This is a genomic window from Vibrio alfacsensis (assembly GCF_019670485.1).
Classification (GTDB): domain Bacteria; phylum Pseudomonadota; class Gammaproteobacteria; order Enterobacterales; family Vibrionaceae; genus Vibrio; species Vibrio alfacsensis.
Map to the genome: position 1 here is coordinate 819,647 of NZ_AP024165.1, position 15,481 is coordinate 835,127.

Sequence of the window (15,481 nt, forward strand, 5' to 3'; positions counted from 1 at the left end):
TCCAACGTAGTTTGGGGTGACAGAAACGAAAAAGGGCCGCAATCGCGACCCTTTATTTTATGTGTACTTTATACCAATCACATTAAGCAACTTGAGTTTGTTGCTCTTCAATTTGTTCTGCTGTGCTATGTGTGTTCTCTGCACCGTGCATCCAACGCACTAGCGTATTGGCAAATAGCAGTAGAATAATGCCTGAAATGGTCGCAGTGACTGCAATACCACTGAAGATAGCTAAGGCACCAAGTTCACCAACGTGTGAACCAACATAACCAGCAACGTAGTTTGCGATAGCATTACAACCAAACCACGCACCCATCATCAACGAAGCTAGACGAAGTGGAGCAAGTTTTGTTACTAGAGACAAGCCAATTGGGGATAGGCACAGTTCACCAAGAGTATGGAAGAAGAATGCGCCGACTAGCCATAGCATTGATGTTTTCGCAGTAGTGTCGCCACCCTGTTCCATCACTGCACCAACCATACATAGGAAGCCTAGTGCTAGGAAGAACATTGCAAATGCAAACTTCATAGGTGAGTTTGGCTCACGTTTACCAAGTTTCACCCATAAAACGGCTAATACAGGTGCAAGAGTAATAATGAAGAATGGGTTTAATGATTGGAACCACGCCGCAGGTACTTCGAAACCACCAATCATGCGGTCAGTGTACTGCTGTGTGTAAATATTCATTAGACCGCCAGCTTGTTCAAAACCAGCCCAGAAAACGATAGTGAATAAACTCATTACCAGGATAACTTTAATGCGGTCTACTTCTTCTTTCGTTAGCGGTTCTTTTTTCGCTGACTTTTTAAGCGCAAGATCGCGCTTAGCTGCTGGTTCACGGCCAATATCACCAAGCCATGATTGAGCCATTGTCATTTGCATTACAAGGCTGATAAGCATACCAACACCCGCTGCCACAAAGCCTGCTTTCCAACCGAATTCGTTTGTTACTGTACCAGATACCACACCAGCAAGTAGCGCACCAATATTAATACCCATGTAGAAGATAGTGAACGCGCCATCACGACGGTTGTCGCCTTCATTATAAAGGTCACCAACCATAGTAGAGATATTTGGCTTAAATAGACCGTTACCTGCAATTAATAGCCCAAGACCTAGGTAAAATGAGTGTAGAGAGCCTAGTCCAAGTGCATCTGCTGGTAGTGCGAGGGTAAACTGACCGATCGCCATTAATGCACCACCAATTAAGATAGAGCGGCGTTGGCCTAAGTAGTTATCCGCAAGGTAACCACCAATAAGAGGCGTGATGTAGACTAGTCCAGTATAGATGCCGTAAAGGTCTAGAGCATCTTTAGTCGACCAGCCAAGGCCACCGTTCATTGTTGCATCAGTGAGGTACAGAACGAGGATTGCTCGCATTGCGTAGTAAGAAAAGCGTTCCCACAGTTCAGTACCGAACAGTAAGAACAAGCCACGTGGGTGGCCAAAGTATTGATGTTGGTTTGACATAAGCTCTTCTAATAGTAGTTATTACATTTTTTAACGGAAACTACGTATACATCGCAAATTTGGTGCTGACAAATAATAAAATTTCACGTGTCGATTCAAAAATATTATTAAGTCGCTGTTTTAGGTTGTTTTTGTGGGTAAATTGTCGGTGTCTTTGGTGTGTTACAAACTTACATTTCATTTTTGGCTATAGACGCGGAGAGGGATTTTTACATCAGACCAATCATCTAAATGTTCAATGGTTGACCGTTTTGTAATTGATTGTTTTAATGCCCATGACTCATCTTTGGCTTAATGCTAGGATGAGAAAAAAGGAATTGGCTAGAAGAATATGAAACGTTGGTATTTATTATATTGTAAGCGCGGTGAGCAGATTAGAGCGAAGCAACACCTTGAAAATCAAGGTGTCGAGTGTTTCTACCCAACGGTCGATGTAGAGAAAATCTTGCGAGGCAAGCGTCAGAAAGTCGAAGAGCCGCTGTTTCCGTGTTATATATTTGCTCGATTTGACTACGAGCAAGGGCTGAGTTTTACAACGGTACGTTCCACTCGCGGTGTGGTGGATTTTGTTCGATTTGGTGCGCAGCCAAAAGAGATCCAAGGTGACCTGATCTATGAGTTGAGGCTGTTGGACAAGTGTACTGATGAACACGCCAGCTCAGAGAATATTCCCCAACCAGGAGATCAGATACGCGTTAAGAGCGGTCAATTTGCTGGTATTGATGCGATCTTCCAAGAGCAAGATGGTGAAAAACGATCCATTATGCTTGTCCAAATGATCACTAAACGCGTGCCAGTGAGCATTGATAACAGCGATTTAGATTTGAAATAGTGTATATCCAGATTGATATAATTTCATTCAAACATAAAAAAAGAGGTGCGAAAGCACCTCTTTTTGATCGTATCTATTTTGTCTGTCTTTTTTGTTTGTTTTTCTTTCAAGGGTTGATGGAACGGAACCAACCCTTATTGATATTACTTAAAACTAGTAAGCATCGTTGTGAACGGTCTGTACGGCACGACCAGATGGGTCCACGCAGTTTTGGAATGATTCATCCCACTCAATTGCTTTCGCTGAAGAACACGCTACAGACGGCCCACCAGGAACACATTCAGCCGCAGATGGTAATGGGAACAACTCTTCAAAGATCTCACGGTATACGTAACCTTCTTTTGTGGTTGGTGTGTTGTAAGGGAAACGGTATTGTGCGGTTTCCATTTGTTGGTCTGTCACTTTTTGCGCCGCGACTTCTTTCAGTGTATCGATCCAACTGTAGCCGACACCATCAGAGAACTGTTCTTTCTGACGCCATGCGATTGCCTCTGGTAGATAGTGCTCGAAGCACTCGCGCAGAATGTGTTTCTCCATTTTGCCGTTGCCACACATCTTGTCAGCAGGGTTTAGACGCATTGCGACGTCAATAAATTCTTTATCTAGGAATGGGACTCGTCCTTCAACGCCCCATGCTGCCAATGATTTGTTTGCTCGGGCACAATCGAACATGTTCAAGGCAAGCAGTTTACGTACGGTTTCTTCATGGAATTCTTGCGCGTTTGGTGCTTTATGGAAATAGAGGTAACCACCAAAGATTTCATCGGCGCCCTCACCAGATAGCACCATCTTAATACCCATCGCTTTGATCTTACGGCCAAGTAGGAACATTGGTGTCGAAGCTCGGATCGTTGTCACATCGTAAGTTTCAATGTGGTAAATGACATCACGAATTGCATCCAACCCTTCTTGAATGGTGTAAGTCATTTCATGGTGAACGGTACCAATTTGCTCTGCAACTTCACGTGCAGCTTTTAGATCTGGTGCGCCCTCAAGACCAATCGCAAATGAGTGCAGTTGAGGCCACCACGCTTCAGATTTTTCATCATCTTCAATACGCATTGCTGCGAATCGTTTTGCTACCGCAGATGTGATAGAAGAGTCCAATCCACCGGAAAGAAGCACGCCATAAGGTACGTCAGTCATGAGTTGGCGTTTCACTGCCGCTTCTAACGCTTCAGTGAGTTCTTCTTTGCTTGTGGTATTGCCTTGTACCGCAGCGTATTCATTCCAATCGCGAATGTAATAACGTTGTGGTTCAGAATCTGAGCTACTGTAGTGACTGCCAGGAGGGAACTCGCTCACGGTTTTACATACTGGCACAAGCGCTTTCATTTCCGATGCGACGTAGTAGTTACCATGTTCATCATAACCTTGGTAAAGAGGAATGATACCAATGTGGTCACGGCCGACTAGATATTCATCTTTTTCTTCATCGTATAGTACGAATGCAAAAATACCGTTTAGTTCTTCAAGTAAGTCAGCGCCCATGTCTTGGTAGAGTGCCAAGATCACCTCACAGTCGGAGTCCGTCTGGAATTCGTATTTGCCCTCGTAGCGTGCGCGAATTTCTTTGTGGTTGTAAATTTCACCGTTCACAGCAAGGATGAGTTTTTTATCAGGGCTGTATAATGGTTGCGCACCACTATTTAAACCTACAATCGCCAAACGCTCATGCGCTAGAATTGCGCGATCTGATGAGTAAATACCAGACCAATCTGGGCCACGATGACGAAGCTTTTTCGACATCTCAAGTGCGATAGGGCGCAATGCTGCGGCATCGCTTTTAATGTCTAAAATGCCAAATACTGAACACATACAACATCCTTTTTAAACTAAACAATATTTAATCGGTATAGATTCAATTTGCCATTCTGAGTAAAAAAAGCAACGTTTTGTGATTAAAAAAATGATAAAAAGGCTTGTTGGTTAGATGTTATTTAATTTATTGGCCTGTTTAATGGATGAAATCAAGGTTTGGTATAAAAAGCGTACAAAAAAGCCCTCTTTATTGTCAGAGGGCTCAATAAGTGGTCAAGTGAATAGCGTTATTTCATCGGACTAAATTGAGGTTGGAGCTGTTCGCAAACATGGCGAGCGAAACCGCTACCTGCCTCATTATAGATATTAAATGCGGCATCAACGCCATTTTCGAGTAAGCCCTCAAGTTGGTCGGGGTACTCGGCAATTGCGGCAATTTGGCCTTTGTAGTTCCGACTGTGCAATTGTTCGAGGGCGGTTTGGTTACCCTGATGGTGTGGCATTGCAAGTAACACCATTTTCACGTTGCCGGTGTCTAAGATCCGTTCCCAAAAATCAGGGTCAGTTGCATCGCCAGCAATAACATTACGACCTTCTGAGCGATGTTTGTGCGCCGCATCTTCGCGAACTTCGACCCCAAGAGAAATCTTGCCATAGCGGGCGCGTAGTTCGTCATAAGCACCAGTACCAATTCGTCCCATTCCTAAAATTAGTACTTGTGCATGACCGGGATTGATCAACTGATCGCGTTGATTGAGTTTTTCTGCTGCGGTTTCTTGCAACCACTTTCCTGAGTGCTGGTAAATCTGATGGCCTAGTCGATTGAGTGGCGCAGAGATGATAAAGGAAATAGAAACCGCAACCGCAATGGCGGCAAGCATATCGTTAGGCATCCATCCCATCTTGTAAGCCAAACCACCAACTATTAAGCCAAACTCACTGTAATTGAACAGCGATAGCGACGTCAGCAAAGACGTGCGTACACGGAATTTAAAGTAATTAATGGTGAGGAAGTAGAGTAGGCCTTTGATTGGTAAAAGCAGGATAAATAATAGCGCTAAGCCAATACCAGTAAAACTGAGCGATGCGGACAAACCGATATTCAGGAAGAAGCAAACCAAGAACAGTTCTTTCATATTGAACAGCGATTTGGAAAGCTCTGATGCTTTTCGGTGTCCGGCAAGTAACATTCCAAGGATCAGCGCACCTAAATCTGGTTTCATTCCTACGAGTTCAAACAATCCAGCACCAACAACTAACGCAAAGAAGATGCCAAATAGCACCAACATCTCGCCGTGACCGACTTTGTCTAGCAACTTGTAAAACAATGGACGTGCAAGCGGCAGCGCAAACAATCCTATTGCGTACCATTCTGGAATTTTGCCTGTTGAAGCGGTAAGGAAGACGACGGCAAAAATATCCTGCATAACGAGGATACCAATGGCTAGCGTGCCGTATGTGGCATTCATTTCACCTTTGTCTTGCAGCGTCTTAACGGCAAAAACGGTACTAGAAAAAGAAAGGGCAAATGCCAATAGTAGAATCTGGGTGTTCTCCATGCTTGCTAATGAAGATAAACCTAATAGTTTTAAACCGATCAGAACCAGCGCAAAAAAGAGAGTAGAAAGAATATTGTGTGCAGTGGCTCCTCCCCAAATTTCTTTAGAGAGTAGAGTTTTGACATCCAGTTTTAAACCAATGGTAAAGAGAAGAAGTGTTACACCAAGGTCAGCAAGTGTGATGATGACATCGTTACTTTGAAAGCCGAAAGTATGCAAGCCAAAGCCTGCGAGTAAAAAACCGACTAAAGGAGGAAGGTTGCATTTAAGCGCAACGAAGCCCGCAAAGAATGCGGTTGTTATCAGAATTATTTCCATACTATTGAGTGATAGTCCTTATAAACAAAAACGGGCTGTGAAACCACAGCCCGAATTGTAACTCAATTAGTTGTATAAACTTAGTCTTCTAGTAACTTTTGTAACAAAACTCCGTTTAACATTGCGCGTTTTATCATTGCAAATGCACCCATGGTTGGTTGCTTATCAATATGAGATGCGACGATAGGAAGTTCGTTATGGAATGTTTTTAGAGACTGATTTTCAACGTTGCGTCTAATCGCAGGGAAAACAATTTCTTCAGCCGCAGTAATGTCACCGGCGATAACGATTTTTTGTGGGTTAAATAAGTTAATGGTGATAGCAATGGCTTTACCCAATTGATTACCCACACGCACTAAGCTTTGTTTAGCCAGTTCGTCGCCGTTTATGGCATGGTTACACACGTCTTCGATAGTAATGTGTTCAAGTTCCGTTAAGCTTGATTCGTAGCCTTGTGAGATGAGCTGTCTTACTCGTTGCACAATCGCTGGGTTTGCTGCCACGGTCTCAAGACAACCAAAGTTGCCACACTGGCACTGTTCTCCAAGTGGATCGATTTGAATATGGCCAATCTCACCAACGTTACGGTTAAAGCCTAAGAATACTTGTCCATTTACGATGATGCCTGCACCAGTACCACGGTGAACGCTGACTAAGATTGAGTCTTGGCAATCTTGGCTCGCACCGAAGTAATGTTCGGCTAAAGCCATGCCACGTACATCGTTACCGACAAAACATGCGGTATTGAACTTCTCACGGATGATTTCACCCAATGCTAGATTGTCGATATCCGTATTTGGCATGTACTCAACAACACCCGTAGTCGGGTTTACTAAGCCTGGTAAGGTAATACCAATCGCAATCAGCTGTTCGATCTTATCTTGGCAGCGACTTTCGAAGTCTTTAAGTAAGTCGATAAGACCAGAGATAAGATCAGCTTGGTTTGTGTAGTGCAACTCATGTTGGTCAGACGCTAATGCGGTGCCGCTTAGGTCGTATAAACAGAATTGGACGTAGTCGCGACCCAGTCGAACGGCGATAGAGTGGAAAGGTTTGTCTTCAGTGGTCAAAGAAATCGCTCTTCGACCACCGGTTGAAGCTTGTTGAGCGACCTCTTTGATAAGGCCGCGTTCAAGTAATTGACGGGTTATTTTGGTAACACTTGCAGGTGCAAGCTGGCTTACATCAGCCACCTGTATGCGGGAGATAGGACCTTGTTGGTCAATCAACCTATAAACAGCAGCACTGTTTAATTGTTTTACTAAATCTACGTTACCAATCTGTCCGCCATTCATGCTTAATTTTGCTCGTATTGTCCGTTAACAACCGTCGCTTTTACATTGAAGTCACGATCGAAAATAGTCAGGTTTGCCACCATTCCTTTTCGAACTCGGCCAAGACGATCCTCAACACCGATTGCGGTAGCTGGGTACAACGTAGCCATTCGTAGAGCTTCATCTAAAGCGATGCCTGCGTGCTCAACCGAATTTTGAACTGCTTCGATCATTGTTAGGGCTGAGCCGCCTAGTGTGCCGTTTTCATCAACACACTTACCATCCTTGTAATATACTTTCTTACCAACAAAAATAAAGTGATCCATGTCCGCACCTGCTGGAGCTGTGGCGTCGGTCACCAAAACAAGCTTTTCGCCTTTGATTTTGTGGGCAATTCGGATGTTTGCATAATCAACGTGGAAGCCGTCAGCAATAATGCCAGCGTAAACTTCAGGAGTGTCATAGATTGCACCGACTACGCCAGGTTCACGACCAACCATTGGTGTCATCGCATTAAATAGGTGAGTTGCGAACGTAATACCCGCTTCAAAACCCTCGCGTGCTTCTGCGTAGGTTGCGTTAGTGTGACCAATTGACACCACGATACCCGCCGCTTTTAGACGTGCGATATGTTCAGGATCATTTTGCTCAGGGGCAAGGGTTACTTTCGCAACGATATCCGCATTTGCACAGATGAGGTCGATCATGCCGTCGTCTGATGGACGGATAAAATCAACGCTGTGAATGCCTTTTTTCGCGACATTAAGGTAAGGACCTTCAAGGTGTAAACCTAACGATTGGTTTTGGTACTTATTATGGTATTCACGCGCAGCGCTTAGAGCTGCCTGCATGTCTTCATCGGAAGAAGTGATTAGGGTAGGAAGGAAGCTTGTACAGCCAGACTTAAGGTTAGCTTGGTGCATAATCTGCATGGTTTCTGGTGTGATTTCGTCATTTAACATCACTCCGCCACAGCCATTAAGTTGAAGGTCAATAAAACCTGGGCTCAGATTCGCACCGTTCAGGTCTTTAACTTCAATACCGCTAGGTAGTTGGGCCTCTGGCACCACAGATTGGATTTGACCGTTTTCAATGATAACCGCATGGTTAGTTAGAACGTCACTACCGGTATAGATTTTACAGTTACTTAGCGCGTACATAGTCAGCTAATCCTTATAAATGAGAATTCAATTTCTGACGTGCTATCTAGGTGATGACTGTGTGAGTCATATGGATTACTTAGTTTGTATCACTGATTTAGATAGCAGGCCACATACAGCAAGCCGCGTTTTATCAATGTTGTTATCATTGTAACCATCTGAAAAGTTGGAATTTAGTTCGATTTTATGATTATTTCTCAGAGCGAAGTTACAGCGATCGAGCTTTAATATACATAAAGTAACACTGATTCTTTCTTGCATAAAGTGCGAGAATATTATCTTTAAAACGCCATTTTTTCGTATAATAAAATAAGTTTTATGATCTCGCTAGCAAAAACCTTTGGTGAGGGCAAAATCTGGTGATTATGATCACAAACAATGAGGTTTTAATTTGCGGAGCAAAATTAATATCATAAACTGATAGCGACTAAATTGAACGACTGAAATAAGTCATTCGACAAAACATAAAATCCTATAGGGGGAACTTAAGGTGAATATTCTTGGATACGCGCAGAAGTTAGGTAAAGCTCTTATGCTTCCTATCGCAACGCTTCCAGTTGCAGCGCTTTTACTACGTTTGGGTCAACCTGACCTGTTAGATATCGCGTTTATGGCATCTGCTGGTAACGCAATCTTTAGTCAACTACCACTATTATTCGGTTTAGGTATCGCGATCGGTCTTTCTAAAGATGGTCAAGGTGCAGCTGGTCTTGCTGGTGCAGTTGCTTACTTCGTACTAACCGCTACTGCAGCGACAATCGATGCAAGCGTTAATATGTCATTCTTCGGCGGTATCATTGCAGGTATCATCGCTGGTCACTCTTACAACGCTTTCCACGCTACTCGTCTTCCAGAGTGGTTGGCATTCTTCTCTGGCAAACGTCTAGTACCAATCATGGCGGGTCTATTCTCGCTAGTAGCTGGTGCAATTGCTGGTGTTGTATGGCCAACAATCCAAGGTGGTCTTGACGCGCTAGCACACGCAGTTTCTACTTCTGGTGCTATTGGTCAGTTTGTATACGGTACGCTTAACCGTGCACTTATCCCTGTAGGTCTACACCACGTACTAAACTCTTACTTCTGGTTCGGTATGGGTACGTGTCAAGAAGTGCTAGTTTCTGGCGCAACAGCGGCTGGTCAAGCTCTTCCTGCTCTACAACAACTTTGTGTTGACCCAGCTCTAGCTAAGACTCTTGTTGCTGGTCAAACTCACACATTCGAATTCGCTAACTCTGTAACTCCAGAAATCACAGCAACAGTTAAAGAAGTAACTGAAACTCTGAAATCTGGTGACCTACACCGCTTCTTCGGTGGTGATAAGAGCGCTGGTGTATTCATGAACGGTTTCTTCCCTGTAATGATGTTCGGTCTACCAGGTGCGGCGCTAGCTATGTACCTAGCTGCACCAGTTGAGAAACGTAGCCAAGTTGGTGGTGCACTATTCTCAGTAGCATTCTGTTCATTCCTAACAGGTATCACTGAGCCTCTAGAGTTCATGTTCGTATTCCTAGCGCCTGCTCTATACGCAATCCACGCAGTATTTACAGGTCTATCTCTAGTAATTGCAAACATGCTTGGCACGCTACACGGCTTTGGTTTCTCTGCAGGTCTAATCGACTTCGTACTGAACTACGGCCTTGCAACTAAGCCACTAGTATTGTTCGCAGTAGGTCTAGGCTTCGGTGCTCTATACTTCTTCACATTCAGCTTCGCAATCCGCGCTTTCAACCTGAAATCGCCAGGTCGTGAAGACGACGATGAAGCGCCAGCGGCACCAGCTGCAGGTGATGCGAAAAAAGGTGACCTAGCACGTCAATACCTAAAAGCACTAGGTGGTCACGATAACCTAACTTCAATTGACGCGTGTATCACTCGTCTACGTCTAACGCTGAAAGACCGCTCTGTTGCTGACGAAGCAGTACTTAAGAAATTAGGCGCGAAAGGTGTGGTTAAACTAGGTGAAAATAACCTACAAGTAATCCTTGGTCCTCTTGCTGAAATCGTTGCTGGTGAAATGAAAGCAATCGGTGCAGGTGAAGACCTATCAGATGTAAAACTTCCTTAATTACATCTTAACGACTCTCTATAAAGACCTCCCTCGGGAGGTCTTTTTTTGTCTATATGAATGAAATCCACGTTATTGCTTAGCTAAGTAGAGAAATATTGTCGTTTTAAGGACGGTTCTTGTTGTCTAATCGATAAGAATTGTGGATCATTAGGAACAATGCACTCTGCAAAACCAACCTTGGCTGCAGAGTTCCGTTTTCTCTGACAATACTAATATTTTGAGGTGCTATAGATGAGTGAAACTGATGCTCGTCCATCAAACTTTATTCGCCAGATCATTGATAAAGATCTAGCGGATGGTAAACACACTAGCGTGCATACTCGATTTCCGCCGGAGCCAAATGGCTACCTGCACATCGGTCATGCTAAGTCTATCTGTTTGAACTTCGGTATTGCTCAGGACTACCAGGGTCAATGTAACTTGCGTTTCGACGATACAAACCCTGAAAAAGAAGACATCGAATACGTTGAGTCTATCAAGAAAGATGTAAACTGGTTGGGCTTCGAATGGGATGGTGAAGTATGTTACTCATCAAACTACTTCGATAAGCTTTACGAATATGCAATTGAATTGATTAATAAAGGCTTAGCGTATGTTGATGAGCTAAGTCCAGAGCAGATTCGTGAATACCGTGGTACGCTAACGGCGCCGGGTAAACCAAGCCCTTACCGCGATCGCCCAATCGAAGAAAACCTAGCGCTATTTGAAAAAATGCGTGCAGGTGAATTCGAAGAGGGTAAAGCGTGTCTTCGTGCGAAGATCGATATGGGTTCGTCATTCATGGTAATGCGTGACCCAGTGATCTACCGTGTACGTTTTGCGACTCACCACCAAACGGGTGACAAGTGGTGCATTTACCCAATGTACGACTTCACACACTGTATCTCTGACGCATTAGAGGGCATTACGCACTCGATTTGTACACTAGAGTTCATGGACAACCGTCGTTTGTACGATTGGGTACTTGAGAACATTACGATTGATTGTCGTCCACACCAGTACGAATTCAGCCGTTTGAACCTTGAATACACGGTGATGTCTAAACGTAAACTAAACCAACTTGTGACTGAGAAATTAGTTGATGGTTGGGATGACCCTCGTATGCCAACCGTTTCTGGTCTACGTCGTCGTGGTTTCACACCTGCATCTATCCGTGAATTCTGTAAGCGTATCGGTGTAACGAAACAAGAGAACATGATTGAGTTCGGTTCACTAGAATCTTGTATTCGTGACGATCTAAACGAAAATGCACCACGTGCAATGGCGGTTTTAGATCCAGTAAAAATCGTTATCGAAAACTTCGAAGAAGGTGCGGTAGAAACACTGACTGTTGCTAACCATCCAAACAAGCCTGAAATGGGCGAGCGTGAAGTACCATTTACTCGCGAAGTTTGGATTGAGCGTGAAGACTTCCGCGAAGAAGCGAACAAGAAGTACAAGCGTTTAGTTCTAGGTAAAGAAGTTCGTCTGCGTGGCGCATACGTTATCCAAGCGGAACGTATCGAGAAAGATGCAGAGGGTAACATTACAACGATTTACTGTACTTATGATGCGGACACGCTAGGTAAAAACCCTGCAGATGGCCGTAAAGTAAAAGGTGTTATTCACTGGGTATCTGCGGATAAAGGCTTACCAGCTGAAATTCGTTTATACGATCGTTTGTTTACTGTTGCTAACCCAGCGGCTGCAAATGACTTTGCTGCGACAATTAACCCAGAATCACTTGTGGTTCTTAACGGTTTTGTTGAGCCAAGTTTGGTGGCTGCAGAAGCTGAGCAAGGCTTCCAGTTTGAACGTATGGGCTATTTCTGTGCAGATTCAAAAGATTCTTCAGCAGAGAAGTTAGTGTTCAACCGTACGGTTGGTCTACGTGACACATGGGCGAAAATTGAGAATCAATAATCTCAGTTAACTGCTGAAAAAATAATTGCTATAAAAACGCCAGCTTAATCGCTGGCGTTTTTTATATCAAAAAAAACGCTGGCCATTGCCAGCGTTTAAAACATTTATTTTAGAAACGTTCTCGATTCTATTTGTTTGGCTTGTGTGCGTCAGGGTTCTGTTTACACGATCCGTCACCACATTTACCGTAAAGGTAAAGGCTGTGGTTTGTTAGCTTCACGTTGTATTTAGCCGCAATTTCGCGTTGACGTTGTTCAATCACGTCATCAGAAAACTCAATAACTTCACCGCAATCAAGACACACAAGGTGGTCATGATGATGTTGAGTTGACAATTCAAATACGGATTTACCACCTTCGAAGTGGTGACGAGTGACAATACCAGCATCATCAAACTGGTTGAGTACACGATAAACTGTTGCAAGACCTATCTCTTCACCTAGATCAATCAACTTTTTGTACAAATCTTCAGCACTGATGTGCTGGCAGTCTGGCTGCTGAAGTACTTCTAGAATTTTTAGCCTTGGAAGGGTTACTTTTAAGCCCGCATCCTTCAGCGCCTGATTATTATCTGACATATACTTTCCCGTTGGATCATCTGCAGCGATTTAACAGAATTTAATATGCTTACCATTATAGGCGAAGCACCGTGAACATTAAACCACGAACTTCAAAGGGTTAATAGATTCTTTTTGTAAATTGGAAACGGGTCGATTATATTACAGATCAGACCAGTTACAAATTGATAACATTGAATCGAAAATACTATGGATAGGTATGAATAAGCGACTTGAAAAAATATATAAGCCAGGGATAGTTAAGTTTTCGCTCAATATTTGGCCGCCATTTTGGGGGGCAGGTATTAAAATCTTACATATTTCTGATGATTTTAGAGTGGTTAAAGTTCGTCTGAAGCTTCGATGGTGGAATAAAAATGCGAATCGGACTCAGTATGGGGGGAGTATTTTTTCACTGACTGACCCAATTTATTCATTAATGCTGATGGGTATTTTACGTGAGGAATATTACGTATGGGATAAAGAAGCCAGCATCAATTTTATTAAGCCTGGGCAGAGTGACTTGTTTGCCGATTTTGAAGTCACAGACAGTATGCTTGATGAAATCTACCAATTGACGCGAAATGGTGAGAAGTGTTTCCCTGAGTTCATCACACATGTAAAAGATAAAAACGGAAATGTGGTTTCTGAAGTGCAGCGCAAGTTGTATGTGAGGAAAAAGCCTCAGTATCGTGAAGAAGAGGTCGCCACAGAGGCGCAGTAGTTGTTAACCGTAATTGCTAGTAATTGCGAAAGCTATCAAGTTGAGGCTAAATAACTACCATACTTGCGATATTTTGCATAAAAAAAAGACCTCCGAAATAGAGGTCTTTTGATGTCAGAATGTATTCTTAACCTTCGAGTTCAGCTAGGCACATTTCTTCGTAGATTTGTTTTACCCAGTTCTCAACGCGTTGTTCTGTTAGCTCTGGTTGACGATCTTCGTCAATACATAGACCAACAAATTGGCTGTCGTCGCCTTCAACTAGCGCTTTCGATGCTTCGAACTCGTAACTGTCTGTTGAAGTGTGGCCTAGGATAGTGCCGCCTTTCGCTTCAACGATGTCGCGTACAGTACCCATAGCATCACAGAAGTACTCTGCGTAATCTTCTTGATCACCACAACCAAAGATTGCAACCAGCTTGGTTGAGAAGTCGATTTGCTCAAGTTCTGGGAAGAAATCATCCCAATCACATTGCGCTTCACCGTAGTACCAAGTAGGGATACCTAAAAGAAGAAGATCAAAGTTATCAATGTCTTCTTTGCTGCTTTTTGCGATGTCTTGAACGTGAACTAGTTGTTTACCTAGTTGCTTTTGAATCATCTTTGCAACGGCTTCAGTATTACCTGTGTCGCTACCGAAGAAGATACCTACACTTGCCATAGAGTCTATACCTTTACATTGTTTTGTTACTGGCGATGGCGGAGCGGTAATTAGCCTAGCCCCGAACCTTCCCAGCTGAGTTGAATAATGCCTTTAGCAATGAAACCAGCACAGCCAAGGAAAAGAACTAACCACACAATACGACGACCGAAAACCGGTACATTACCTTCTTTCAGAACATCTTTTATTGCCATCCCAATGAAAAAGAAGATAGCAGCAAAAAGAAGATCAAGCCCAATAGACTCGAGCATATCCATATAGTCGTATAGCATAGTCATCCTTTATGCCAAAAATTCTTGGCCGCACTATACCACTGTTAATCCGTAAAGTTAATGGACTACGAGAGGGGTTATTTCAATATTCTGGCGTTGTTTTTCTAATTTGTTAACTTGAAATGTGTTTCCTGATCACGCGTAGAACTTCAGCTGGTTTTTCTGCATGTAACCAGTGCCCAGTATTGGCGATAATGTGTGCTTTTGCATTATTAAATTGTCGCTTCACTGCTGGTTGATGCTCGGGCATGAGATAATCTGAATCGCCACCTTTAATGAACAGAGTGGGGATATCAGTTGGAGTAATCTCTTCCCATCCGATAATGTTGGTGTAATTTCTAAGTAAGCTACCTACATTAAAACGCCAATCCATTTTGCCGTCATTATTAAATAGTGACTTAGATAAAAACTGCCTAACTCCATCGATCTCGATATGTTGAGCGAGAATCGTCATCGCCTGTTGTCGGTTAGTCGGTTGCTCTGCGATTACCGCTTGAAGTCCACTAAACACATTCTCATGGCGATTCGTATCGTATGCCACTGGAGCGATATCCAAGACCATAAGCTGTTTGACCAGTTGTGGAGCAATATCAGCGACTTTCATGGCGACTTTTCCTCCCATAGAGTGTCCTATCACGAGTGCAGATTGGACGTTTAAATGGGTAATTAACTCAACGACATCTTGCGCCATGGAAGGATAATCATGAACATTGGTGTGAAATGACAAACCATGATTTCGCAGATCAATACTGATCACGGAATGATCTTGAGAAAGATCGCGTGCCAGTAAGCCAAGATTACTGAAACTTCCAAACAATCCATGAATCAAAACAACCGTTTGGCCTTGGCCTTCTTGTTTATAGTTGAGCAATGCTGACATTTTATCTTATTCGTGATGGGTTTAACGTGGAGTATCCGTGAGG

13 protein-coding genes are annotated in these 15,481 nt (G+C 43.4%); 4 read left to right on the forward strand and 9 right to left on the reverse strand.

Features of this window, described 5'->3' with window-relative positions; all coding sequences use genetic code 11:
• Positions 1-82: 82 nt before the first annotated feature.
• Complete coding sequence (locus VA249_RS03860; RefSeq protein WP_221069019.1) at positions 83-1,471, reverse strand: peptide MFS transporter; 1,389 nt, start codon at positions 1,469-1,471, stop codon at positions 83-85.
• 331 nt (positions 1,472-1,802) lie between these two features.
• Between VA249_RS03860 and rfaH the strand changes: the two genes are divergently transcribed.
• Entirely contained in the window at positions 1,803-2,303 is a 501-nt protein-coding gene (gene rfaH, locus VA249_RS03865) for a transcription/translation regulatory transformer protein RfaH (protein ID WP_221069021.1), read from the forward strand.
• Positions 2,304-2,456: 153 nt separating this feature from the next.
• On the opposite strand, the gene asnB is transcribed toward rfaH, so the two are convergent.
• From asnB to nagA, 4 genes are all read right to left on the reverse strand, one after another.
• Positions 2,457-4,121, reverse strand: a complete 1,665-nt coding sequence (gene asnB / locus VA249_RS03870) for an asparagine synthase B (RefSeq protein ID WP_221069024.1) — start codon at positions 4,119-4,121, stop codon at positions 2,457-2,459.
• A 230-nt stretch (positions 4,122-4,351) separates the two neighbouring features.
• Positions 4,352-5,941 (reverse strand): cation:proton antiporter family protein, encoded by a 1,590-nt coding sequence (locus VA249_RS03875; RefSeq protein WP_221069026.1) that lies wholly within the window; start codon positions 5,939-5,941, stop codon positions 4,352-4,354.
• Between the two features lie 80 nt (positions 5,942-6,021).
• Positions 6,022-7,236, reverse strand: coding sequence for a DNA-binding transcriptional regulator NagC (gene nagC / locus VA249_RS03880; RefSeq protein ID WP_221069028.1), 1,215 nt, complete (start codon positions 7,234-7,236; stop codon positions 6,022-6,024).
• Positions 7,237-7,238: 2 nt separating this feature from the next.
• Complete coding sequence (gene nagA / locus VA249_RS03885) at positions 7,239-8,375, reverse strand: N-acetylglucosamine-6-phosphate deacetylase (RefSeq protein WP_221069030.1); 1,137 nt, start codon at positions 8,373-8,375, stop codon at positions 7,239-7,241.
• 490 nt (positions 8,376-8,865) lie between these two features.
• Between nagA and nagE the strand changes: the two genes are divergently transcribed.
• On the forward strand, positions 8,866-10,440 hold the full coding sequence (gene nagE, locus VA249_RS03890) for an N-acetylglucosamine-specific PTS transporter subunit IIBC (RefSeq protein WP_128811365.1): 1,575 nt from the start codon (positions 8,866-8,868) through the stop codon (positions 10,438-10,440).
• Positions 10,441-10,674: 234 nt separating this feature from the next.
• Positions 10,675-12,345: a glutamine--tRNA ligase gene (glnS, locus tag VA249_RS03895; RefSeq protein WP_128811364.1), complete on the forward strand. Its 1,671-nt coding sequence runs from the start codon at positions 10,675-10,677 to the stop codon at positions 12,343-12,345.
• 127 nt (positions 12,346-12,472) lie between these two features.
• Here the strand turns inward: glnS and fcrX are convergent, their stop codons facing one another.
• Positions 12,473-12,922, reverse strand: coding sequence for a ferric iron uptake transcriptional regulator FcrX (gene fcrX, locus VA249_RS03900; RefSeq protein WP_128811363.1), 450 nt, complete (start codon positions 12,920-12,922; stop codon positions 12,473-12,475).
• A gap of 199 nt (positions 12,923-13,121) precedes the next feature.
• On the opposite strand from fcrX, the gene VA249_RS03905 reads away from it, so the two are divergent.
• Positions 13,122-13,625, forward strand: coding sequence for a DUF4442 domain-containing protein (locus VA249_RS03905; RefSeq protein ID WP_211919799.1), 504 nt, complete (start codon positions 13,122-13,124; stop codon positions 13,623-13,625).
• A gap of 127 nt (positions 13,626-13,752) precedes the next feature.
• Here VA249_RS03905 and fldA read toward each other — a convergent pair whose 3' ends face one another.
• The 3 genes from fldA to VA249_RS03920 all read right to left on the reverse strand — a co-directional run bounded on the left by fldA (position 13,753) and on the right by VA249_RS03920 (position 15,438).
• Positions 13,753-14,286, reverse strand: a complete 534-nt coding sequence (gene fldA / locus VA249_RS03910) for a flavodoxin FldA (protein ID WP_128811362.1) — start codon at positions 14,284-14,286, stop codon at positions 13,753-13,755.
• 50 nt (positions 14,287-14,336) lie between these two features.
• Positions 14,337-14,558 carry a DUF2788 domain-containing protein gene (locus VA249_RS03915; RefSeq protein ID WP_128812327.1) on the reverse strand — a complete coding sequence of 74 codons (222 nt, stop codon included), beginning with the start codon at positions 14,556-14,558 and terminating at the stop codon, positions 14,337-14,339.
• 112 nt (positions 14,559-14,670) lie between these two features.
• On the reverse strand, positions 14,671-15,438 hold the full coding sequence (locus VA249_RS03920; protein WP_221069032.1) for an alpha/beta fold hydrolase: 768 nt from the start codon (positions 15,436-15,438) through the stop codon (positions 14,671-14,673).
• Between the last annotated feature and the right edge of the window lie 43 nt (positions 15,439-15,481).